Origin of the sequence: Micromonospora sp. NPDC049900 (assembly GCF_044461025.1) — a bacterium.
Classification (GTDB): Bacteria; Actinomycetota; Actinomycetes; order Mycobacteriales; family Micromonosporaceae; genus Micromonospora.
The window spans coordinates 244,561-267,537 of record NZ_JBITKM010000006.1 but is presented as its reverse complement, the minus strand read 5'-3'; the positions used below and the strand labels follow the sequence as shown (position 1 = coordinate 267,537).

Here is a 22,977-nt window from a genome sequence, read left to right as displayed (position 1 = left end):
GGTAGGGCGGGCGGTCAGCCACGCCGCTGTAGAACCGTGGCGAACCACGACAGCAGCCCGTTGACCGCGACGAACATGAGGGTCATCACGAGGTAGGTCTGGATGAGGGCGTGGGTGTACTCACCGAGGACCCGGCCCGCGTGGAGGAGTTCGAGGAAACTCACCACGTAGCCGAGCGTGCTCTCCTTGAGCAGGCGGATGAACTGCGTCACCAGCGCCGGGGCGACGCGGCGCAGGGCCTGCGGGAGCACCACCAGCCGCATGGTGGCCGCCGGGCTCAGGCCGACGCACAGCCCGGCCTCGGTCTGTCCCCTGTCGACGGAGAGGATTCCGGCGCGGAAGATCTCGGCCAGCGCGGCCACGTTCGAGACCACGATCGGTACGACCAGTTGCCAGAAGATCGGTAGCCGCAGCCCGAAGCGGGGCGCCAGGATCAGGAAGGCGAACAGCAGCAGGAGGATCGGTACCGCGCGGAACAGCTCGACGTACGCCACCGCCGGCCACCGGATGACCCGTCGCCGGGACAGCCGGCCGAGCGCGACCAGGAACCCCAACGGCGCGGCGATGACGGCGCTGACCCCGGCGGCCAGGAGGGTCGCCGCGAGGCCCCGGAGGAGAAAGGCCATCACGGGCCACTGCCCGAAGATCGTCCACTTGGCCGGGTCGAGCTGGCCGTGCGCGTGGAACTCGGTGATCGCCCCCCAGAAGAGGCCGACCAGGAGCACGGCGGTGCCGATGGTCGCCAGCCGGATCCATCGCCGGCCCCGGGGACCCGGCTGGTCGAACAGGGCCTGCTCGGACACGCTCATCGCTCGATCGCCACCCTCTTCTCCAGCAGCCCGGTGACCACGCCGATGCTCAGGGTCAGGATCAGGTAGAGCGCCGTGCTGACCAGGAAGGTCGGACCGGCGTCGGCGAACTCCAGGTTGATCAGATCGGTCTCACCGGTCAGTTCGGTGACGCCGACCGCCGCGGCGAGGGAACTGCTCAGGGCGATCGCGATGAAGATGTTGCCCAGCGGCTGGACCATCGCGCGGAAGGCGCGCGGAAGGATGACGTGGCGCAGACTGCGGGCCGTGGTCATGCCCAGTGCCCGTGCCGCCTCCGCCTCACCGGGCGGTACGGTCCGGATGCCGGACCGGATGGTCTCGGCGACCAGTGCCGCCCCGTACATCGCCATCGCGGTGGTGACCGTCCAGAACAGGTCGTACAGGATCCCGATCTCGGGCAGCCCGAACACGAACAGCACGAGTAGGACCAGCAGCGGCGTGTTGCGCATGAACTGCACGTAGATCGCGGCGCAGACCCTCAGCAGCGGCACCGGCACGATCCGCATGATCGCCACCACGGTCCCCAGGACCATGGCGCCCGCGAACGAGGCCGCGGTGAGCTCGATGGTGACCAGGAGGCCGGCCCCCAGCCGGCCGAGGTGGCTGAGCACGCCGTCGACCAGCGGGAACCCAACCACCTCCGACACGTACGACACGTGGATCGCGCTCAGCTTCCGGCGGCGGAGCCGAGAACCGGCGGGGCCGGCGGTTCGCCCTCGATCGCGGTGCCCACGGTCAGCTTCCAGATCCGCTCCCACAGGCCCGCTTCGACGATCTTGGTCAGCCACCCGTTGACGAACGTCTTGAACTGCGCGTCACCGGGCGGCAGCCCGACCCCGTAGGGGTCCTCGGTGAACGGCTGGCCGACGACCTTGACCTCCGGGTCACGCTGCGCGTTGCCGAGCAGGATGGCCTGGTCGAGCACGTACGCCTCGGCCCGGCCCTGGCGGAGCGCCTGGACGCACTGGTCGTTGGTCTCCAGCAGGAGCAGGTTCGCGTCCGGGACCACCTGCTTGAGGGTGTTGACCGCCGTGGAGTTGGCCTGGGTCACGACCGTCCGGCCGGCCAGGTCCGACGGTTTCGTGATGCCGGTCTCCGACTTCTTGACCAGGATGGAGGTGCCCGAGTTGAAGTACGGTCCGGCGAAGTTGATCTTCTCAGCCCGCGCCGGGGTGATGGTGTAGGTGGCGAAGACCGCGTCGACGGTGCCGTTCTGCAGCAACAGCTCCCGGGTCTGCGCCGTCACCTGGACCAGCTCGACCGACGGCGTCCCGGTGATGTACTTGGCCAGGAGCTGGGACAGGTAGGCGTCGAAGCCGGTCACCCTTCCGGTGGTCGGGTCCTTGAGGGAGAACAGGGCTGCGGTGGTGGTGCCGCCGACGCGCAGGGTGCCCGCCTGCTTGACGGTGGCCATCCGGCTGCCCGCCGGAAGGTCGGCCGGATCGGCGACGGGAGCGTCGGCCAGGATCTTCTCGATCGACTCGCCACCCGCTCCCCCGTCGGCGGCGGCGGTCCCGGGCGGCGCCGGCAGAGGGGCGGAGCTGCATCCCGCCGTCACGCCGAGGGTGGTGGCCAGCGCGACGGCGGTGGCCAGGACGACGGCTCGTCGACCGGAGGGCCGACGACGGCTGCGAGCAGCCAGGGCGGTTGGTCGTTCCACGGTGTCTCTCCTCAGGGATTTCCGGTGCGATTCGGGTGGTCCGGATACACGCAGGCCAGTAGACGAAAGGTGCCGCGAGGGGCCGCGTCGGGCACCACGTGATAGCGAGGTTCAGCCGGATTCGGCTGCGCAGAAAGCATCGGGCCGATGCCGCCGAACGTCCAATCAAAACGTCACCGAGCATTCATAAGCGCTCTTTATGCTTCAGCTCGTGTTGGACACGCATCAGTTGCTCATCCTGTCCGAAGTGGCGCGGCACGGCTCGTACACGGCAGCGGCCAGAGCACTCGGTTATTCCCAGCCGGCCATCAGTTATCAGATGCGGCTGCTCGAACGGTCTGCCCGCGCGCCCCTGGTGATGCGGGCGGGACGAGGAATCGTACTGACCGAGGCCGGTCGCCGGCTGGCCGACCACGCCGACATCGTGCTGACCGCACTCGCCGCCGCCGAGTCCGAGATCAGGGCGATGAGCGAGCAGCGGGCCGACACCGTCCGCCTGGGGGCCTTCCGGAGCAGTTGCGCCACACTGGTCCCCTCACTGCTGGACCGACTCGCCCGGAGCACACCGGACGACGGCGCGGACCCCCCACCGCAACTCGTCGTGCAGCAGGTCGAACCGCCCGAGGCCGCACAACTCCTGCGGTCCGGCAAGATCGAGGTCGGCCTGCTGTGCGACTGGAGCAACGAGGGCACCGCCGACGCGGAGCGGGGCCTTCGCCGCGTCTCGCTGATGACCGATCGCCGGTGCGTCGTGGTGCCGGCCGATCACCGGCTGGCCCGGGAGACGTCCGACGGTGACGAGGTGGACTTCGCCGACCTCGCCGACGAGCCGTGGGTCATGGAGACGGTACGGGACCGGTTCCTCGCCGCCTGCGCGGCGGCTCGTTTCGAACCCCGCCTGGTGGCCACCGCGGACGACCATGTCACGATCCAGAACCTCGTGACCAGCGGCGTCGGCATCACCCTCATGAACGAGCTGGCGATCTCGGCCCACCTCGACAACCGACTCCGGGTCCGGCCGCTGGCCAACTGGCCGCAACGTCGGATCTACGCACTGGCGTCGCCGGAGGTGCTGCGCGAGGCGCCGGTCGCGCACACCGTCCGCGAGTTGCGCACGGCCGCGCGCAGTCTGCGAGGCCGCCTGCGGTCGGCGCCGGTCGGCGTGCACCGTTCCGGGCCACAGGCGGCCTGAGGGCCGGCGCTCTGCACGGGTACAGCGTGCCGCAACTCCCACTTAACCGGTAGGTTAACAGGTGTATTGGATCACACCTGCTGACATCGGACCGCCGCCGGATCTAGCCTCTTGGCATGAGTGCAAGCAGGTGTCCCATTCGACGCCGCTTCGTCGAACCGTTCCGGTTCTGTAGCACCGCCGGCTGAGCTCGACGACACAGCCGGGAACGGTTTCTCGGTCGCGCCGTCCGCGATTTCGACATCGCGGCGTTCCCCATCGCCTCGGCTGTGATTCCTGCATTCGTCGGGCGCGGACAGACCATTCCTCGATCGCATTGCGCGGCCGAGTCGATCGGTCGCGCCCTGCGGCGACGAACCGTCGAACGGACCGTCGGAACAGAAGGGAGGAACCAGCGGTTGACGTCGCCACAGGACGGATCCCGGGAAGAGCCGACGCCCGCCTCCCCGCGCCGCGACATGACCGAGGCGGTACGGCGGTACGGATCACGGTTCGACGGCACGCAGGGCCTCGAGCACATCGCGCCGGTGCCCGAGGCCGTCGTCGCGTGGCTGCTCGCGCAGGTGAAGGCGGCGGCCGGTACGCGTGGCACGCACCCTTCCTTCGGCACGGATCTGGAACGGCGTCTCACCTCGGACTATCTGCTCACCGAGTGGCCCCGGGTCCGCAGCGAGACCGGGCTGCCGCTGTCGAGCCCCGCCGACGGCGAGCGGACCCCGTGGCTGCGGGTGCTGCTGGGCGACGCGGTGGAAGCGGACCCCGACATCGAGCAGATGCCCGACGGGCCTCCCGTGACGCTCCAGCGCTGGGCGTTCGGCGGCTGGGAGGTGGCGGAGAGCGGCGGTGCCAGCGACCTGCGGACCGTACGCCTGCCGTTCACCTATTCGCACCCGGTGCCGGCGGACACCGGCGGCATGCTGCGGCGGGTGGCGCTGACGGTCCAGCCGAGCATGACGTACAACCAGACGTCGAGCTCGGCGACGGTCACCGGCGCGGTGCAGGCGCTGACGCTGTTGCGCAGCCGCGAACGGTCGTGGCCGTACCGCTACCGGATGCGGTGGCAGCTCCGCATGGGCGACGACGGGAACCGCCCGTGGACCGACCTCGAGAGCCCACCGCCCGAGCGGTTGACGGTGTGGTTCCCGACGCATCAGGTGGAGCCCACGCCCCCGGACGCGGGGGCGCTCGTACCCGCGCCGCTGGACGTCCTGCGCGACGTGCCCCTGTTCGGGGTGCAGTCGGTACCGGACGCCGACCTGATCTTCCGCGATGTCATGGCGTCGTTCCGGCCGCACCTCGCGACGTTGTCGGAGGCGTCGAGACGGGACCTGTGGGAGTTCTTCGGCGAGTACAGCCTGCGCGCGAACGTCCCGTTGGCCTGGGTGGGCAGCCATCCGTCGCCACTGTTGTTCGACGACGACGGGTTCGTCGTCGGATACCTGCGGATGCGCGCGACCCTGGTCGCCCGGGAGGTCACCGGTCCGGCCACGCAGGACGCCGTGCTGGAGTCGCACGTGCTGCGGATCCTGCGGGTGGACGGTTCCGCAGAGGTCACCAACGCGGTCGGCGTCGACGGCTTCGTCACCTTCGGCATGTCGACCTCACCGGCCGACGCGGGCGGCGAGCCGGCCGGCGGTGCCGTCCGGGGACAGCTCGGTGCGCGGCATCAGGTGTCGCACACGCTGGGATCGGGTGGTGGGGCACGCACCTCGCACTCGCTGCGGATCCGCAAGCCGCTGATCCCCCAGGGCGTCGACGTGATCCTCGACGTGGAGCTGGTCCGCGCGACCGGTGCCGCGGCCCGCCCCGAAACGGCGACGCCGTTGGGCTCCGGCGTGCCGCACCGGGCGATCCTGCGGGTACCGTCCGCGGACCTCGTCACCCGACGACCGACCACGCCACGCTACCTGCCGCCCGAGATCGCGCAGCTCCGGTCGATCGGCGTCTCCACCACGCCGTTGCGGGTCACCGGTGCGGACCCGTTGTTCGCAGCGGTGCAGACCTGGCTGACCGGGCACGGCTTCCTGCCGCCCGAGGACGAATCGGCGTCGGACGCGCTGACCGACGAGGCGACCAGGGTGCAGCGCCTGGTGAACGTACGCAAGCTCGACGTGGCCCGCTCCGGCGTCGGGCTGCGCGGCGCCGTGGACGAGATGATCGAGGGTGGCTACCCGATCGTGTTCGAGCTGCCGGTCCGGGGCGAGATCCAACGCGCCGAGGCCCGCATCGTCGCCGAACGCCGCTTCACCGACGGCCCCCAGGGAGGGGTCGTCCACGTCCTGTTCCTGCCCGACGTCCAGACGCTGAACTGGACGGGTTCGACCCTGCCCGCCAGTGAGGGACGAAGCCGATCACCGTTCGGCTGGAACGGTGGCGTCGCCGGCTCCTCCACCAACCCGGCCGGGACGACCGCGACGGACCGGCCGGTGCAGGGCTTCTCCGGCGGCGTCAACCGCTTCTCCCGGCCCGCCACCATCACCGACACCACCATCGGCTTCGGCCAGGAGTCGTACGCGCTCAGCCCGACCGGTGAGGGGTCGCACGCGTTCCAGGTGCCGGTGCGGTTGCGTGTGGAGATCTCGTGGAGTCACGGCGACTCACCCGAGCCGACCGAGGCCGACGGGATGTTCGGACTGGCGGTACCCACCTATCGCACGCTCGCCGAGCCGGTGGAGATCCGTCCGCACCGGGATCCCGCACCACGGGCTGTCACCGCTCAGGATCGCACCAGCCTGGACCAACCGGACGAGACGATCTACCGCAACGGCGTGCTGCGCCTGCCCAGCCTGGCGTACGTGGACCGGGTGGAGGGCAGCCGGGTCATCCGTGCGGTGGTCAAGGCCCTGATCGGCGCCGGACACCCTCCGGTCGTACCGGCCGAGGCGCCCACCGCCGTACTCCCCCGCATGCCGGGCGCGTACCCGGTCGACGACGTGGCGCCGCCGCCGGTCGGCGGCGACCTGGAGATGCAGCCGGTGCGGCCCGCACGCAGGCTGCCGGGTGCGGCCGACACGGATCGGCCGCGCACCATGCCCGGCGCCTTTCCGGTCGACGAGGCGATCGCGCCGATGGCGGTTGTCGGTGACGACGCCCCGGCCCCGGAGAACCGGGTGTTCTGGCCGTGGGGCGGCCGGACGGCCCGATGGCTCGGCCGGGCGGCGATGCACGGATGGGCGTGGGTGCGGCGACGGACGCTCGGCGAGCCGCTGGACCGACCGGAGACCATGGCGCAGGAGGTGGCGCACGCGGCGGTCTCCCCGCACCATCTGGTGGCCAACGCCCTACAGGTCTTCAACGACCAGTACGTGACCGAGAACATCGGCGGGCACGGCATGGTGTCCGGCACCGATATCTCGGTGACGGTCGAGGGCTATCTCACCGACGTGCGGCTCCTGCCCGCACCCGGTGTCATGGACATGGAGAGCTGGCTGCAGTCCCTCGACGGCTCGGCGCAGACGGCGGAGGACAGCGTCGGGTACGAGCTGCCCGCCACGCTCAGCGGCTCGTACGGCAGCGTCACGCAGTTCGTACCGGCCGGGACGTACACCCACCTCAGACAGACCGACACCCGTACGACGTTCGCCGACAACACGATGGCGTTCCGGGTCACCACGGAGAACGACGTCTCGGTGTTCCGCTTCGTGGCGAAGGCCGTCTATCTGATCACGGTCACCAAGGGCGTCCGCAACGTGGTGGCCGGGACGCTCGCGGGTCGGCCGTTCGCCGAGTGGCAGGTCGTGGTCGAGGTACCCGAGGCCGTGGAGTTCCTGCTCGTCGAGAACGACCTGCTCAACCATCCGGAGTTGCGGCAGATCCCCGGCATCACGCCAGCCGACCCGCAGACTGCCGCGATCGCCGACCGCACGCTGCCCTCGTGGTTCGTGCACGGCCGCGGCAGGCTCGGTTTCGGCGTGGCCACCGCGGTGGTCCCCCGAGGTCCGCGCCCGCAGTTGCGTAGCCACGTCCGCGCGATGGTCGAGGCCCAGGCACCGGGGGTGACCCACCCCGGCCACGCCGCCTACCTGCCGGGGGTCCGATCGCGGATCACCGACCACACGTCCACCCTGGGGCTGCGGACTCTGATCAACATCGGCCCGGAGGGCCGCGCCTCGTTCCACTTCGTGCACCGGTCGTGGCTCGGGCCACGGCTGGTGGAGGTCGAGTTCCGCGCGCAGCCGGTGGAGAGCCCCACGCAGCTCGCCGCGCGGCGAGGCCGGCCGACCTCGTCCAGCGCGGGCCTGGACACCATCCTGGCCCACTCGTCCGGCGAAGGCGGCTCACTACAGACCCCGGGCGCGAGCAAGGAGAGCGTCACCCGGGTCGTCGCCAACAGCGCCGCCTTCTCCCCGATGGTCAAGCAGCACGGCCACCAGGCACAGCCGGCCCTCTCGATCGGTGCCCAGCACCAACGTGTGCAGACCGCGACGTCGCTGCGGGAGTACCGCACCTGGGAACGGACGATCGCCACCACCCAGTTCGACCGTGTCCCCTACACGCTCGGCGTCGTCGTCCGCTCGATGCCGTTGGACGACGCGCTCGTCGTCCGGGTGGGCCGGGCCGCGATCAACGGACTCCGCACCCCGGGCCGGCTCGTCCGGCTGGCCTGGCCGAGCCTGCCGACGCTCCGCGCGGCCGGTGAGTCCTCACACGCCTTCGCGACCCTGGTCACGTTGCGTTTCAGCCAGGCGGAGACGCCTCGTGTCCCGCTCGGTGACCAGCGGCAGATCTCGCCGCTGCTGCTCACCTCCGCCCCGACCGCCGTCGTACCCCCGCCCACCGACGCGGTCGTCGTCGACCTGGAGATCCCGGCATCGGTTCGGGCCCTGGTCACCGGCCCGCCCTGGCGTCCGAGCCGGCCGTTCTCGGTGTACGACTTCGACGCGGTCACGCAGCTCGCCGAGGCGATCCGGTCCGTCGACCCGTCCCTGGCCGACGACGACCAACTGCACAACTCCACCTCGGCGGAGGGCATCTTCGTCCGCCTGTCCAGCCTCGCCCGCTCGGGCCGGGTCACCATGCTGGAACCCGCCGCCGTGGGCCGCCTACTGGGTCGCGCGGGTGGGCCGGGCACCTCGCTACAGTTCGCGCTCTTCTCCCCACGGCCTGCGAGTTCCAGCCGCAACGTGGCCATCGACGGCATCAACGCGAACACCGACAGCTTCACCACGACCGTCGCCGGGTCGGTGATCCCTGCGATGACCTTCGGCGACGCCCACCCCCTGACGCGGGACGTCACCAACACCGGTGGTCCGACGCTGCCGATTCTCGGGGTCGACGCGCCGCACGGTCAGGGCGTGGGCGGTTCGGCGCAGCGCCGCGAGATCCTCCGGTTCGGCACCCCGGTGGAGTCGGCCGCCGGGGACGGCACACCCGGATACCAGGTCGTCGCCGTGGCGGTGGTCCGGGTCAACGGTCCCCACGGCAGGCGGTGGGTCGTCGGCAACATCGAGATGCGCACCACCGAGGCCCCACCCGCCCCGGCACCGGTCGAGGCGGTCACGCCCAGGGCACCGGAACCGCCCCCTCCTGCCCCGGAGGTCGCGCCGACGCGTGCACCGAGCGTGGCGTCGTTGGACGTCACACCGACACCGCCGCCGCGTACGCCCAGCGTCACCCCGCTGGACGTCGCGTCGGCCTCGCCGGTGCGCTCCGCACCGCGTACGCCGAGCATCGCGTCGCCGGACGTGGACGTGGAACCGGGCGCGGTGATCACATACGACGACGTCGCGTCCCTCGCGGCCGAGACCGGCGCGGAGCAGACACCGGCCGACCTGCCGTCCACGTCGACGGCCCCACCGTCCGCCGCGTCGACGGTACGCGCGGACAGCGGTCCGGCGGTCGACGTCGCCGCCCCTGTCCAGGACGACCCGCTGCTGCCCGAGGAGATCACCTCCGTGAACGGGGTCTGGTTCGCCGGTGCCCCGCCGGGCCCCCGCGACGAGCCGGCGCTGACCGCGCTGACGCAGGCGGTGCGGGCGGCGGGAGCGCAGCGGCACGTGGTGATCGTCAACACGCCCCGGCTACAGCCGCAGCACGCCGCCGTCGTCGCGGCGCTTCGTCAGGCGGTGGACCGGCTCGCCTGGTGGGACGGGCGTGGTGTGGTCGTGGCGGTGCTGCGCGCCGACTCGCTACTGGAGGCGTGGCTCGACCGTGCGGCGGTGGTGACCGTGCGGCGGGTACCGGCACCGGTGGACAAGGACCGGGTGGCCCTGGACACGGTATGGGAGCTACGCGGTGCGGGCGGTCGGCGCGAGTTGTTCCGGGAACGACCGACCGCCGACCTGGTGACCGCAGCGGTCGAGGCGAGTCGGGCGGTGGCCCGTCCCCCGCTGCCACGGGACCTGGCTCGGTGGCTCTCCACCAACACCTGGCCGCAGCGGCAGGCCGTTCTGGACGAGCTACGAGAGCGGCTCGTACGCCCCGAGGTGCTCGACGCGCTCGAACAGACCATGACCGCCGAGGGACGCCCGGGAGGCGTCCTGACCTGGCTCGACCAGGTCGGTCCGTGGCAGGTGGCCGACCGGATCAGACACGACTCGGAACGCGTTCGCCACGAGTTCGGGGTGGCCGATTCCCACAGCACGCGGCGCGGGATCGCCAACCGGGTGCTGGAGGAGATGTGGGCGGAGAGCCGGGCCGACCGGGAACTCGCCGCGATGTCCGTGCTCCTGCGGCGTGAACTGGCCGCCCGCGACGACACCGCACCGCCGGGTGAGGCGGTGACCGCCCCGGTCGTCACCGACCCGTGGAGCCCGCATCCCCCGGTCGCCGGGCTGTGGGCCGGGCAGATGTTCGCTTACCTCACGCGCAGCGAGCCGGAGTGGAGCGACCCCCACGCCGGCCGCTTCCTGCTTCGCGCGGTGTTCGACCGCCAACTGTCGTACGACGACTACGCCGCACTGGTCCTGGCGGGTGCCACCAACACGAGCGAACGGGTGGACGGCGTCATCGCCACGGCGGTCGCCGTCGTCCTGGAGCTGTCCCGCCGGGTCCCCGACCGGGACCGCGACGAGGAGGTGCTCCGCAGCATCGACGACGTGATCACGAGCGTGCAGTGTCTGGTCGACCCGACGCTGCGGGTGGAATGGGTGTCGCGGACCGACCCGGCCTGGTGGAGCGGTACGCCGCTGGCCGACAGCCTGCACCGCGACGGCCGGCTTTCGTCCACGTCAGCCCGACTCGACCACCTGGCCGCGCTGATCGCGTCGTGCGGCTACTGATGTCGACGAGTTCTGCGACATCGGCTACTCGCCCCGGCCGAAGATCGACGCTGTGGAGGCCGCAGGCAACCTCGCAATCCTCGGCATCCTGGTGGGCGTCGCGGCACATAGGGTCACTGCGGTGATCAACGAACGGATAGCGAGGTTCAGAAGACGTGGACGTTAATCCGCTGCGCGACCTGATTCGGGCTCTCGCCAGGGCCGACCGGGAGCCGCCGACGCCGTGGCAGCCGACATCAGGCAGCACGGCCTACCCGGCAGCCTGCGGCTGATCGAGGCCGCTTTCGCCCTTGCGGTTCATCGGCACCTCGGAGCCAACGCCACCCCCACCGACATAGCCGCCTTCGTGTCGTCAGCTCGCTCCCAGTACCAGGAGGGTGCGACCCCACCCGCCCTTGAGGTGGAGGGCGTCATCCGGGCCGCCGTGGGCGAGCCGGAACTGATCGACAACCTCTCCGCCGAGGCCGTGCTGGGAATCGAGATCTTCGTCCTCGGACAGATTCTCCTTGAGTCGAACCTGACCCCGACCGAGCTGGACGAGTTCGTGGCCGAGGCCGAGCAGCTCGCCGCCGAACACCTGCCGTAAGGCAAGATCACCGACTGATCGAACCTCCTTCGGTCGTTAGCACCTCAATGCGTCGACGGCTGACGGCTCGCCGTCCCACCCATTGACGCAGCCCAGCGTCGGTTCGTCCTGCTTGACAGAAAGCCTTTCCTCAGCGCTGCGCGTCGGCGGGACTTCCGTCGGACCACAGCGACTCGAAATGCTCCACGTACCGGTCGAACACTCCGCCGTCCTGCGCACGCCGCAGGTGCAGCGTCACGGAGTCCTGCCCGAGCCCTGCACCGATGTGCGTGGCGACGATGGCCTCATCATCGAAGATCCACACGGACATGGCGATATGGCGATCGGACAACCGGACCGGCACCCCTGCGTCGACCTTGCTGATCTCAGCCCGTGTCATCGCGATGCGCGTCGCCAAGGTGAGCGGGGTCGCTTCCAGCCGGTCTCGTTCAGCCGTGACCGGACTGTCCGGATCGCCGAGCAGGAATCGCACGTCAGCCCCGGCCTTGGCCCTGGCTGCGAGGACTGCGGCACCATCGGGCACTTCCAGCCACACGAAGTAGCTGGTGTAGCCACCGAACCACAACCGGGATTCGGCACGCGCGATCGCTTCGCGGAAGATCGATCGGGAAAGATCGGCCCGGCGTGGGTACATGCCGACCAGTTCCCGGTCAGTCCCAAGCTTCGCAGCGCGCCGGATGATGTCGGGCCACAGCATGCTCACATCCTTGCTCAACACCGCTCCACTGCTTTCGTTCCACCTCGCATCGCTGAGCGACGCCGACCGACCGTCGGTCCTCGTCGGTGGCCCGAAGCTGAGACGCGCCGGTCAGCGGTCCCGGGTGAACAGGGCCGCGATCAGTGTCTGCGGTGCGACGGTGGAGGGTCGGTCGCTGACCTGGCCGTCGCCGAGTTCGACGACCCGCCACACGCCGTCGGCGCGCAGCGCGAGGTCGACGGTGACGAAGGGTAGGCCGAGCCCGGCGACCAACGGTGCGACCGTGGCCAGGTCGACCTCGGCCGTCGCGGCAGCGTCCGGGCTGTCGGGGTGCGGTCCGATCAGGACGCACTCGCCGTCGACCCACCAGGTGCGGACCTCGGCGGAGGTGAAGTGTTCGAAGCGCCGCAGCACGAATCCGCCCACGAAGTCGTCGTCGCGCAACTCCAGGAACCGGTGCGCGACGCGCCACGCCGCCGCGCCGTCGGCGAGGTCGGGAATGTACGCCGCCTCGTCCCAGTGGTGCTTCATCGACTTGCTGTAGTCCCGCAGCACCGCCGTTCCCGCGCCCAGTGCGGCTCGCGCGCGGTCGAAGTCGGCCTGTGCCGCGCGGGTGGTCCACACCGTGGCCGGGGTGACCGGGGCCAGTGCGTCGTACCAGCCGGGCAGTTCGTGTGCCCGTCGGTACTGCGCACCGTCGGTCCGCAGCATCACGCCGCGCTCGGCGAGCGCCTCGGCGAACGTGGTGTACTGCTCGCTGCGCAGCATCCAGCCCCGGTACACGGCCGTGGCGGGGCCCTGGACCGGGGCGACCGCGCGGCGCGCGTCCCCGCCTCGGGCCAACAGGTCGTGGTCGACCACCGCCACCGTGAATCCGAGGGCACGTGCCGCCTGCGCCTCCGCCGTGAAGTGGTCGTCGGGTTGACGTGGGCGCATCGGATTCGCGGGGACCATCAGGATCACGGACACATCCTGCCCCACGAGAGCTGCCGTCCCTCCCCCGCCGACGATCCCCGGCGTTCGACCGGTGACCAGGGCGGCGTACGGCGAGGCAAAGTCGGCACCCACACATCGATACGAGCGTCGATATGATCGGCCGACTGACGATGCCTGCGGAGGTTCGGATGCGGATGGCACGGTTCTCGGCGGTGTGGCGCGGTGCCCGATCCCGGCTGGACCGTTGGCTGTCCATCGCCCGTCTGCTCCCGCATGCGGGCATGCCGACACTGGGCGCGGCCCTCGCGGTGAACGTCCTGCTCGGTCTGCTGCCGATCGGGTTCATCGTGGCCACGAGCGTGATGGTGCAACGGCTCGCCGAGGCGATCGGTGGCGACGAGCAGGCGTGGCGCGCGACGGTGCTCGCGTTGGGTCTCGCCGCGCTGGCCTTCTTCCTCCAGCAGGTGCTCGCGCCGGCGCAGACGGCGTTGGGGCATCTGGTGACCTGGCGGGTGGACGCCTGGTGCACCCGTAGCCTGATGACGTCGGCGCTGGTGGACGCGCCGATCTCGGCGCTTGAGGACGCGACGGAACTGGATCGGCTGAGCCGGGCCCGGGAGGCGTTCGGCCGGACCATGCCCACCCCGGGTGACGCCGCCGCAGGTGCGTTGGCGCTGCTGCCCCGGTACGGGCAGCTCGTCGGGGCGGTGGTGGTGCTCTGGGTGGCGCTCTCCCCGTGGGCGTCGCTGGTGGCCGGGGTGACGGCGCTCGTGGTGCGCTTCGGTCAACGCGGGGCGCTGGGACGTTTCGGCGCGTTCCTGAAGGGACTGTTCCCCACCTGGCGGCACGCCTCCTATGTGCGGTCGATGGCGGCGGGGGCGGCGTTCGCCAAGGAGATCCGGGTGTTCGGTCTGATCGGCTGGGTCCGGGAACGGCACCGCTCGGAGTACCTGGACTACCTGCGGCAGTTCTGGGCGGGACGGCGGCGGATCAACCTGCGCCCGTTCCTCGGGTACGCGGCGGTCGGCCTGGTCGGGGCGACGATCGTCTTCGTGTTGATCGCGCAGGCTGCCGCCGGTGGGCGGCTCAGCGTGCTCGAACTGGGGCTGGCGGTGCAGGCGGCGCTGATCCCGATCCGCTTCGGGGTGCACTTCCCGGAGAGCGACGTGCCGACGCAGTACGGGCTCCAGTCGTACGAGGCGATGACCGACTTCGCGCGGTCGGCCCGGTCGCGGGCGGCGCTGGCGGCGCCGGTCGCCGGTGAGTCGGCGGCCGACCGCCCGGAGCGGGAGGTGCGGTTCGAGCAGGTGCGGTTCCGGTACGCCCCGCAGGGTGCGGAGGTGCTGCGGGGGTTGGATCTGACCCTGCCCGCGGGGCGCTCGACGGCCATCGTCGGGCTCAACGGTGCCGGCAAGACCACGTTGGTCAAGTTGTTGACCCGGTTGTACGACCCGGTCGCGGGGCGGATCACGGTGGACGGGCGGGATCTGCGGGAGTACGACGTGGCGCAGTGGCAGTCCCGGATCGCGGTGGTGTTCCAGGACTTCGTCCGGTTGGAGCTGAGCGCGGCGGAGAACGTCGACCTGGCGGCGGGTGCCGCCCCCGACGACGAGTCGCCCCTGTGGGCGGCGCTGGACCGGGCGGGGGCGCGGGAGGTCGTCGAGGGGCTGGACGCCGGTCTGCGGACGACGCTGTCGAGCCGGTACGCCGGTGGTCAGGACCTCTCCGGTGGGCAGTGGCAGCGGGTGGCGTTGGCCCGGGCGATGCGCAAGGTCGCCGCGGGGGCGTCGATGATCGTGCTGGACGAGCCAACGAGCCAACTCGACGTACGCGCCGAGGTCGACTTCTTCGACCGGTTCCTGGAGATCAGTCGGGGGTTGACGACGGTGGTCATCTCACACCGCTTCTCGACGGTCCGTCGGGCCGACCACATCGTGGTGGTGGCCGACGGGGTGGTGCAGGAGCAGGGCACACACGACGAGTTGGTGGCTGCCGGGGGCAGTTACGCGACGTTGTTCCGGTTGCAGGCCGACCGGTTCGTCGACGCGGAGGCCGGCCGATGAGCGGGTTGGGGCGGGCCGCACGTTTCCTGGTGGTGCTGGCGCTGCGGACCGACCGGCGGCGGGCGGGTCTGGCCGCGGTCATGATCGCGGCCGGCTATCTGGCCTCGCCGATGGTGGCGGTGCTGCTCGGCCGGCTGGTCGACGCGGCGTTGGCGGCGCACACGGACGTGGCGGTGACGCTGGCGGCGGCGGTGGCCGTGGTGCTGGTGGTCGAGTTGATGATGGCGCACTTCGCCCATCTCCAGTATTTCGAGCTCGCCGAGCTGATGGAGCTGAAGCTGCACGGTGAGCTGATCGAGCGGGCCAACGGGAGCGTGGACCTGGCCCAGCTCGACGACTCCCGGTTCGCCGACGAGTTGCAGGTGGTGCGGGACGACATCTCGCCGATGCAGGTGCCGGTGGAGGGGCTGCTGCAACTGGCGGGGGTGGTCGGTCAGCTCGTGGTCACGACGGTGCTGCTGGGATTGTTGAATCCGTGGTTGGCCCTGCTGCCGCTGGCGGCGGTGCCGCCGGTGCTGTTGGCGCGGCGGGCGCAGCGGCTGGTGGACCAGGCCAAGGACGACACGGCGGAGGGGATCCGGCGTTCGCAGCACCTGTTGCAGGTGGCCACCTCGGCGTCGTCGGTGAAGGAGTTGCGGCTGTTCGGGACCGGTCCGGACCTGGTGCGCCGTCAGCAGGCCACGATGGCGGGGGTGACGTCGACGGTCTGGCGGGCGCAGGCGGGTGGGGCGGCGGTGCGGGCGGCCGGGCAGGCGTTCTTCGCCCTCAGCTATGGTGCGGCGCTCTGGCTGGTGGTCCGGGACGTCGCCGACGGCCGGGGCAGCGTCGGCGACGTGGTGTTGGCGGTGACGCTCGCGGTGCAGGTGAGTCTCCAGGTCGCCAACGGTCTGGGGTTGCTCGGCACGCTCCAGGGGTTCGGCACGACGGTACGCCGGCTGGAGTGGCTGCGGGCCGCCAGCGCGGTGCCGGACGGGGTGTCGGAGCCGTCCGGATCGGCGGCACCGACCCGGCTCGACGAGGGCATCCGGTTCGAGGGGGTGGGTTTCCGCTACCCGGGAGCCACCCGGCCGGTGTTGCGGGACGTCACCTTCGAGTTGCCGGCGGGCAAGACGGTGGCGATCGTCGGTGAGAACGGTGCGGGCAAGAGCACGCTGGTGAAGCTGCTGTACGGCCTGTACCAGCCGACGCAGGGCCGGATCCTCGTCGACGGTGTGGCGCTGGACGAGGTGGATGCCGCGCAGTGGCGGTCTCGGACGTCGGCGATGTTCCAGGACTTCGCCCGGTTGGAGTTGACGCTGCGGGAGAACGTCGGGATCGGTGCGGTGCAGCGGATCGACGACGAGGAGTCGGTGCGGCGGGCGATCGACTCGGCGGGGGCGCAGCGGGTCGTCGACGCGGTGGAGGGTGGCCTGGACGGCTACCTGGGCACCGGTTTCACCGACGGGCAGGAGTTGTCGGGTGGGCAGTGGCAGTCGTTGGGGCTGGCCCGGTCCCAGATGCGGACCGAGCCGCTCCTGTTGGCGTTGGACGAGCCGGCGGCGGCGTTGGACGCCGCCGCCGAACATGCGATCTTCGTCCGGTACGCCGAGTCGGCCCAGCGGGCGCAGCGGCGTGGCGGGATCACCGTCTTCGTCTCCCACCGCTTCTCCACCTTGCAGATGGTGGATCTGATCGTGGTGCTCCAGGACGGTACGGTGCGCGAGTCCGGGTCACACGCCGAGCTGCTGGCCAGTGGTGGGCTGTACGCGGAGCTGTATCTGATGCAGGCCCGCGCCTACGGTCCGTCCGGCGAGGATCAGCCGCCGGAGGCGAGTTGACGGTCGATGAGCGCGGCGAGTCCGGCGACGCTGACGTTGTCCATCAGTTCGACGGCGGAGAGTTCGACGTCGAAGAGGTCCTCTGCCTGGGCGAGCATGTGGACCAGTTGCATGCTGTCGGCGCCCAGCGCGATGAGATCCTGGCTCATCTCGTCGGGGGTGAATCCGAGAAGGGGCTCGACCACCTCGGTGACGAGTCGGCGTTCGGTGTCGGTCGGCGCGGCGGAGGGGCTCAGCTCAGTCATCTCGCTCTCCAGTCGGGGGGCCACCCACGGTCGCGGGCGGAACCAGTATGGCCCTTTGTCGATGGCCCGACGGTGCGGTGCGCACCGCGACGCCCCTCGATATTGACATTGGCCGAAGTGGCTTCATAGGCTACCTTCCGGCCATAAGCCGCACCGCCGGACAGGTGGTGCCGGCGCCCAGACCGGAACGGGGGCACCGGGATGGATCGGAGAACCGGCCACGATCTCGTGGTGACGGTGCGGCAGGCGCGGCAGGCGCAGGCGTCGGCCACCTGGGCCCAGCGGGAGATCTGGGACGTCATCGACTGGTTGGGTGATCAGCCGCAGAGCTTCACCATGCGCGAGATGGTGCTGGTTCCGGACGGCGTCACGGTCTCCGGGGTGCGGCGTGCGCTGGAGGAGGTCGTCGCGCGCGTCGACGTGCTCCGCACCCGGCTGGTCATGGGCGCCACGGGTCTGCGGCAGGAGGTGGACGGGTCCGGCACCCTGACGGTGCCGGTCTGGTCGGCGGCGCCCGACCGGGTGATAGCGGACGCCAAGGAGTTGGTCGCGGCGATGACCGCGACGGTGTTCGACCTGGCCCGGCAGTGGCCGGTGCGCTTCGCTCTGGTGCTGGCCGACGAGACGCCCGCCGCGCTGGTGCTGAACGTCTCGCACGCGGCCGTCGACGCGACCGGGTTGGCCCTGCTCAAGGCGGAGCTGCACGGCGCTCTCGCGGGTGCGTCGGTCGAGCCGACCGAGTCGCGGTGGCAGCCGCTGGATCAGGCCGGTTACGAGGCGAGCGAGCCGGGACGTCGGCGCAGCCGGCGGGCGGTACGGTTCCGCGAGGAGCTGCTCGGTGAGGTGCCCGAGTCGCTCGTGCCGCCGTCGTCCGAGCCGCCGCACACGCCCCGGATCGTGCAGCTCGACATCGAGTCGTCGGCCGTCGCGGTGGCCGCGCAGATCTTGGCCGACCGGCAGCGGGTGAGCACCAGCGCGGTCCTGCTCGCCGCCCAGGCAGCGGTGCTCTCCCAGCACACCGGCGCGGACCCGATGTTCCTCACCCTGATCGTCGGCGGCCGGGTGGAACGTCGGCTACAGACGATGATCGGCCCGGTGGTGCAGAACGGTCTGTTCCGGGTCGACGTGGGCACGGGTACGTTCACCGATCTGGTCACCCGCTGCTACCGGCAGGCCATGCTGACCTATCAGCACGGCAACCACGACACCGTCGAGCTGGCCGAGGCGCGGCAACGGGTGGCGGCGCGGCGGGGGTTCGTGCCGCAGATCGGGGTCTTCTTCAACGATGCGCGGGAGCAGCAGCGGTGGTCGGGCCTGCCGCAGGTGCGCTCCGGTGCGGCGGAGCTGGCCGAGGATCTCGCCGCGCTGTGCCGCGACACCCGGATCGAGTACGTGACCGGCTGGGACGCGCAGGATCTGACCGTGTTCCTCAGTGTCTCGGATGCGCCGGGCGCGGCCGCGATGCAGTTGCGGGTGGACACCGCGTACCTCGGTGTCGAGGATGCCCGACGGCTGCTGGCCGGAATCGAGTCGTTGCTGGTCGCCGCAGCGGCCGGCGATCTCGACATGCGGCAGGTGGGGCGGGTGGCCGGCGTACGGCCGTCGGTGGGCCGATCCGGCTCCTACTGAGCACGACCGCCGCTCCGGCGGGTGCGGCGCGCCGACGACTCAGCGTGTTCGTGGTGCGTCCGGACAACAGCGGCGTGTCGGCACTAAGGTGGTGGGCCGACACGGCTGGAGGGGAGTTCGGTGGCTGAGGTTGATGCCGGCGACTGGGTGGCGCGAGTGGCCGACGACGTGGTGGCGGAGTGGGAGCGGCGGCCCGGGACACCGGTGCTCGTCTGCGCCTCGGGGATCAGTCCGTCCGGGCCGATCCACCTGGGTAACCTGCGCGAGATCATGGTCCAGCACTTCGTCGCGGACGAGTTGAGTCGGCGCGGACTGCCGAGCCGGCATCTGCTCTCCTGGGACGACTACGACCGGCTGCGGAAGGTTCCGGCCGGGGTCGATCCCTCCTTCGCCGAGTACGTCGGTCGTCCGCTGACCGGGGTGCCGGACCCGTGCGGGGAGCACGAGAACTGGGCCGAGCACTTCAAGACGCCGTTCCGGGCGGCGCTGCGGCAGCTCGGTGTGGTCGTCGACGAGATCTCGCAGACCGCCATGTACACCGGTGGCCGGTACCGCGAGCAGGTCGTGACGGCCATGCGGGCCCGGGAGCTGATCGGCTCGGTGCTGGGCAGATACCGCACGAAGGTCGACCAGGGCGAGTCCGAGGAGGGGTTGACCTCCCACGACACCTACTACCCGTACAAGGCCTACTGTGCGGTCTGTCGGCGCGACGACACCACGATCGTGTCCTTCGACGACGAGACCACGGAGATCCACTACACCTGCGCGTGCGGGCACTCGGACCGGGCCCGGCTGGACCGCCAGGACCCGGGCAAGTTGGTCTGGAAGGTCGACTGGCCGATGCGGTGGGCGTACGAGCAGGTCCTGTTCGAGGCCGCCGGTGTGGACCACTCCTCCCCCGGTTCCAGCTACACCGTCGGAGGCGAGGTGGTCGACCGGGTGTACGGCGGCAAGGCGCCGGTCTATCGCGGCTACTCGTTCGTCGGCACCAAGGGGGCGGCCAAGCTCAGCGGCTCCGCCGGTGCCGCCCCGACACCCGACGACGCGTTGCGGATCCTGGAGCCGGCCCTGGTGCGCTGGTTGTACGTGCGGCGTCGCCCGAACCAGTCGATCACGGTGGCCTTCGACCAGGAGGTGAGCCGGCTCTACGACGAGTGGGACGCCCTGGTGGGGCGGGTTCGGGCGGGCACCGCGTCGGAGGTCGAGGCGGTGGTGCTCGACCGTTCGCTGCGCACCGCGGAGGTGGAGCTGCCGAAGACCGCGCGGCCGATGTCGTTCCGCACCCTGGCGTCGGTGTACGACATCACCGCCGGCAACGAGGCGCAGACGCTGCGGATCCTGCGCGACATGACGCCGCAGGAGCCGGTGGGCTCGTTGGACGAGGTGCGTCCCCGGCTCGACCGCGCGGCCGACTGGGTGGCCACGCACGTCGCACCGGCGGAGCGTACGCAGGTGCGCGCCGAGCCGGACCGGGAGTTGCTGGGCTCCCTCGACCCGGTGCAGCGGGAGAGCCTGCGGCTGCTCGCCGAGGGGCTGACGGACGACTGGACGCTGGACGGGCTGACCACGCTGGTCTACGGGGTGCCGAAGCGCCAGCTCGGGCTTCCGCTGGACACCGCACCCACCCCCGAACTGCGGGCCGCCCAGCGGGCGTTCTTCGGTCTCGTGTACCGGCTCCTGGTGCACCGGGACACCGGCCCTCGGCTGCCGACCCTGTTGCTGGCGCTCGGTGCCGACCGGGTCCGGGCGCTGCTCACCCCGCAGGAGGCCGAGGCGGCAGCCGGTCGGGCGTGACCGGGCGTCGGTCGACGTCGATCACTGTCATTCACGGACATTGATTGCCGGACGGCTCGGTGATGGGTTAAGAAGGCTGTCTGCCCTCGACACCCGACACCCGACAGGACGCCCATGGCCCTCATCGCCGTCGAAGACCTCCGTCGACTGGTAATCGCACTGCTCGGTCAGGCCGGCACGCCGGACGACGTCGCCGAGATCGTCGCCGACTCGCTGATCGGTGCCGACCTGGCCGGGCACGGCTCGCACGGTGTGCTCAAGCTGCCGTCGTACCTGCGGGACATCGCCCAGGGCCGGTTGAAGCCGACCGCCCGGCCGTTCGTCGTCGACGACGCGCCCGCGACCGCCGTGGTCGACGGCGCGGGGGGTTTCGGTCACCTGGCCGCCCGGTACGCCGTGGACCTGGTGGTGGAGAAGGCCGCACACAGCGGACTGGCGGCGGTGGTGATGTCGCACGCGCACCACACCGGGCGGCTGGGTGGCTGGTCCGAGCGCATCGCCGACGCCGGTCTGATCGGGTTGTTGACCGGCGGTGAGGGGCAGGGGCCGTGGAAGGTGGCACCGCACGGCGGGACCGACGGTGCGCTGGCCACCAACCCGGTCACCTGGGCCGTTCCGCGCGCGGCGGGTCGGCCCCCGGTGGTGCTGGACTTCGCCACCAGCATGGTCTCGATCGGGAAGTTGCAGATCGCGCGCGCCGCCGGGGCGCAGACCGTGCCTCCGGGGTGGCTGCTGGACGCGCAGGGCGCGCCGAGCACCCGGGTGGAGGACTTCTTCACCGGCGGGTACCTGTTGCCGTTCGGGGGCCACAAGGGTTTCGCGCTCGCGGTGATCGCCGAGTTGCTCGCCGTCGGGCTCAGCGACGGTGACCGGTTCGCCGGTGCCGAACGGTCGAGTTGCCTGTTCGTGCTCGCCGTCGACCCGGCCCGGTTCGGGCCGCCGGAGCGGTTGCACGACTTCGTCGAGGCGACGGTGCGGCGGCTCAAGGCGGTGCCGGCCGATCCGGACTCCGGCGAGGTGCTGGTGCCGGGTGAGCCGGAGCAGCGCGCCCGGGCGGCGGCCGACGGGGTGGTGCTGCCCGACGCCACGTGGCGGGACCTGTGCACGGTGGCCGCCGGGCTCGGCATCGACACACCGACGGCGGCCGATGCCTCGGGTGCGGGCGGGTCGGATTCGATCCCGGCGCAGGGAACGGCGTGAACATCCTGGTGGCCGGGCGGCTCGGCCGGTATCCGGAGCGGATCATGACGTTGGCCGAGCGGGGGCACCGGTTGACGTACGTCACGATGCCGGCACCAGCCCAGCGGCCCACGCCGGACGTGCTGCCGTCGAGTGTGCCGCAGTACCGGCTGCCGGCGGGACCGGCCGGCGCGGAGTTGACCCGGATCGCGGCGGAGCACCGCGTCGACGTGGTCTACAGCCTCAAGAACGTGTGGGACGGGTCGTTGCAGTTGCTCGGCGAGCTGCTCGACGCCGGTGTCGGGCCGGTGGTGCGGCATCACAAGGAGCACTTCTGCGAGTCGGCCGACCTGGAGCGACGGGCGTTGACCGAGACCGCCGGGCAGATCTACATCAACCAGGAGTCGCTGGACTACTTCCGTGGGGCGTACGGGGTCAGCGACGCGTCGGCGCACCTGCTGGACCCGGACTACCTGCCGGCGCGGTACTTCACCGACGACCTGACCGGCAAGCTGCACGAGCGTGACGGTCAGCCGCACCTGCTGGTGGCCGGTGGGGTGTCCAGCACCCGGGGTCGTACCGACATCCGGGAGCTGTGTGCGGCGTTGAGTCGCCGCCGGGTCCACGTGCACATCTACGGCGGCAAGTACATCGGTCCGAACGCCCAGTCGATCTGGAGTGTGGACAATGCGCATGCCCGCGCCGAGTACGCCCGGCTCGCCGAGAGCGGCTACGTGCACCTGCACGACCACATTCCGCCGGAGCGGTTCGTCGCCGAGTGGTCCCGGTACGACGCCGGGTTGATGCACGTGGTGGCGCAGGGCACCCACGAGGTGGGCTTCCAGCGGATGAACCGACCGAACCGCCTGGTCCCGTACCTGGCCGCCGGGCTGCCGGTGGCGCAGCAGCGCGGCGGCCAGGAGGCCATGGAGCGCATCGTGCGACAGGAGGGGCTCGGTTTCCTCTTCGACGGGTACGACGAGCTGGCCGACGTGCTGCACGACCGGGCGCGGCTGGACCGGCTCGGTGCCGACGTGCTGGCCCGGCGCGGGGAGTACACGTTCGAGCGGCACGCCGACGCGCTGCTGGAGGTGTTGGCGGGCTACGCCGGGCGACGCTGACCGGCGGC

At 71.1% G+C, this 22,977-nt stretch carries 15 protein-coding genes; 9 read left to right on the top strand and 6 right to left on the bottom strand.

The window, feature by feature from the left end; genetic code table 11:
- Positions 1 to 14 precede the first annotated feature (14 nt).
- Genes ACIBMZ_RS16680 through ACIBMZ_RS16670 form a run of 3 tightly spaced genes read right to left on the bottom strand, consistent with a single transcriptional unit; the run spans position 15 to position 2,490 of the window.
- Positions 15 to 809 (bottom strand): amino acid ABC transporter permease, encoded by a 795-nt coding sequence (locus tag ACIBMZ_RS16680; protein ID WP_396694576.1) that lies wholly within the window; start codon positions 807 to 809, stop codon positions 15 to 17.
- Positions 806 to 1,477: an amino acid ABC transporter permease gene (locus ACIBMZ_RS16675; protein WP_396694574.1), complete on the bottom strand. Its 672-nt coding sequence runs from the start codon at positions 1,475 to 1,477 to the stop codon at positions 806 to 808. The genes ACIBMZ_RS16680 and ACIBMZ_RS16675 overlap by 4 nt, the downstream gene beginning before the upstream one ends.
- A 20-nt stretch (positions 1,478 to 1,497) precedes the next feature.
- A complete protein-coding gene (locus tag ACIBMZ_RS16670; protein ID WP_396694572.1) occupies positions 1,498 to 2,490 on the bottom strand; it encodes a glutamate ABC transporter substrate-binding protein in 993 nt (330 codons plus the stop codon).
- Between the two features lie 211 nt (positions 2,491 to 2,701).
- Here ACIBMZ_RS16670 and ACIBMZ_RS16665 point away from each other — a divergent pair, with 211 nt between their 5' ends.
- From ACIBMZ_RS16665 to ACIBMZ_RS16655, 3 genes are all read left to right on the top strand, one after another.
- Positions 2,702 to 3,682, top strand: coding sequence for a LysR family transcriptional regulator (locus ACIBMZ_RS16665; protein WP_396694570.1), 981 nt, complete (start codon positions 2,702 to 2,704; stop codon positions 3,680 to 3,682).
- A gap of 398 nt (positions 3,683 to 4,080) precedes the next feature.
- Positions 4,081 to 10,902 carry a hypothetical protein gene (locus ACIBMZ_RS16660; RefSeq protein ID WP_396694568.1) on the top strand — a complete coding sequence of 2,274 codons (6,822 nt, stop codon included), beginning with the start codon at positions 4,081 to 4,083 and terminating at the stop codon, positions 10,900 to 10,902.
- A 223-nt stretch (positions 10,903 to 11,125) separates the two neighbouring features.
- Positions 11,126 to 11,488 (top strand): hypothetical protein, encoded by a 363-nt coding sequence (locus ACIBMZ_RS16655; RefSeq protein WP_396694566.1) that lies wholly within the window; start codon positions 11,126 to 11,128, stop codon positions 11,486 to 11,488.
- Positions 11,489 to 11,618: 130 nt separating this feature from the next.
- Here the strand turns inward: ACIBMZ_RS16655 and ACIBMZ_RS16650 are convergent, their stop codons facing one another.
- Both ACIBMZ_RS16650 and ACIBMZ_RS16645 read right to left on the bottom strand, forming a co-directional pair.
- Positions 11,619 to 12,203 carry an XRE family transcriptional regulator gene (locus ACIBMZ_RS16650; RefSeq protein ID WP_396694564.1) on the bottom strand — a complete coding sequence of 195 codons (585 nt, stop codon included), beginning with the start codon at positions 12,201 to 12,203 and terminating at the stop codon, positions 11,619 to 11,621.
- Between the two features lie 93 nt (positions 12,204 to 12,296).
- Positions 12,297 to 13,139 carry an ATP-grasp domain-containing protein gene (locus ACIBMZ_RS16645; RefSeq protein ID WP_396694801.1) on the bottom strand — a complete coding sequence of 281 codons (843 nt, stop codon included), beginning with the start codon at positions 13,137 to 13,139 and terminating at the stop codon, positions 12,297 to 12,299.
- Positions 13,140 to 13,309: 170 nt separating this feature from the next.
- On the opposite strand from ACIBMZ_RS16645, the gene ACIBMZ_RS16640 reads away from it, so the two are divergent.
- Together ACIBMZ_RS16640 and ACIBMZ_RS16635 are read left to right on the top strand one after the other, a co-directional pair.
- Entirely contained in the window at positions 13,310 to 15,184 is a 1,875-nt protein-coding gene (locus ACIBMZ_RS16640) for an ABC transporter ATP-binding protein (RefSeq protein WP_396694562.1), read from the top strand.
- Complete coding sequence (locus ACIBMZ_RS16635) at positions 15,181 to 17,001, top strand: ABC transporter ATP-binding protein (protein ID WP_396694560.1); 1,821 nt, start codon at positions 15,181 to 15,183, stop codon at positions 16,999 to 17,001. The genes ACIBMZ_RS16640 and ACIBMZ_RS16635 overlap by 4 nt, the downstream gene beginning before the upstream one ends.
- On the opposite strand, the gene ACIBMZ_RS16630 is transcribed toward ACIBMZ_RS16635, so the two are convergent.
- A complete protein-coding gene (locus ACIBMZ_RS16630; protein ID WP_396694558.1) occupies positions 16,980 to 17,246 on the bottom strand; it encodes an acyl carrier protein in 267 nt (88 codons plus the stop codon). The two genes, ACIBMZ_RS16635 and ACIBMZ_RS16630, sit on opposite strands and share 22 nt — an antisense overlap.
- A gap of 231 nt (positions 17,247 to 17,477) precedes the next feature.
- Here ACIBMZ_RS16630 and ACIBMZ_RS16625 point away from each other — a divergent pair, with 231 nt between their 5' ends.
- The 4 genes from ACIBMZ_RS16625 (at position 17,478) to ACIBMZ_RS16610 (ending at position 22,969) form a co-directional block, all read left to right on the top strand.
- Entirely contained in the window at positions 17,478 to 18,875 is a 1,398-nt protein-coding gene (locus ACIBMZ_RS16625) for a condensation domain-containing protein (RefSeq protein WP_396694557.1), read from the top strand.
- A gap of 120 nt (positions 18,876 to 18,995) precedes the next feature.
- Positions 18,996 to 20,669 carry a lysine--tRNA ligase gene (lysS, locus tag ACIBMZ_RS16620; protein WP_396694555.1) on the top strand — a complete coding sequence of 558 codons (1,674 nt, stop codon included), beginning with the start codon at positions 18,996 to 18,998 and terminating at the stop codon, positions 20,667 to 20,669.
- A 114-nt stretch (positions 20,670 to 20,783) separates the two neighbouring features.
- A complete protein-coding gene (locus tag ACIBMZ_RS16615) occupies positions 20,784 to 21,869 on the top strand; it encodes an Ldh family oxidoreductase (RefSeq protein WP_396694553.1) in 1,086 nt (361 codons plus the stop codon).
- A complete protein-coding gene (locus ACIBMZ_RS16610; protein ID WP_396694551.1) occupies positions 21,866 to 22,969 on the top strand; it encodes a hypothetical protein in 1,104 nt (367 codons plus the stop codon). The genes ACIBMZ_RS16615 and ACIBMZ_RS16610 overlap by 4 nt, the downstream gene beginning before the upstream one ends.
- Positions 22,970 to 22,977 lie beyond the last annotated feature (8 nt).

Coding starts and splice junctions, on each gene's coding strand:
- ACIBMZ_RS16680 (WP_396694576.1), bottom strand. CDS start 809: ATGAGCGTGTCCGAGCAGGCCCTGTTCGACCAGCCGGGTCCCCGGGGC.
- ACIBMZ_RS16615 (WP_396694553.1), top strand. CDS start 20,784: ATGGCCCTCATCGCCGTCGAAGACCTCCGTCGACTGGTAATCGCACTG.
- ACIBMZ_RS16630 (WP_396694558.1), bottom strand. CDS start 17,246: ATGACTGAGCTGAGCCCCTCCGCCGCGCCGACCGACACCGAACGCCGA.
- ACIBMZ_RS16645 (WP_396694801.1), bottom strand. CDS start 13,139: ATGGTCCCCGCGAATCCGATGCGCCCACGTCAACCCGACGACCACTTC.
- ACIBMZ_RS16635 (WP_396694560.1), top strand. CDS start 15,181: ATGAGCGGGTTGGGGCGGGCCGCACGTTTCCTGGTGGTGCTGGCGCTG.
- ACIBMZ_RS16640 (WP_396694562.1), top strand. CDS start 13,310: ATGCGGATGGCACGGTTCTCGGCGGTGTGGCGCGGTGCCCGATCCCGG.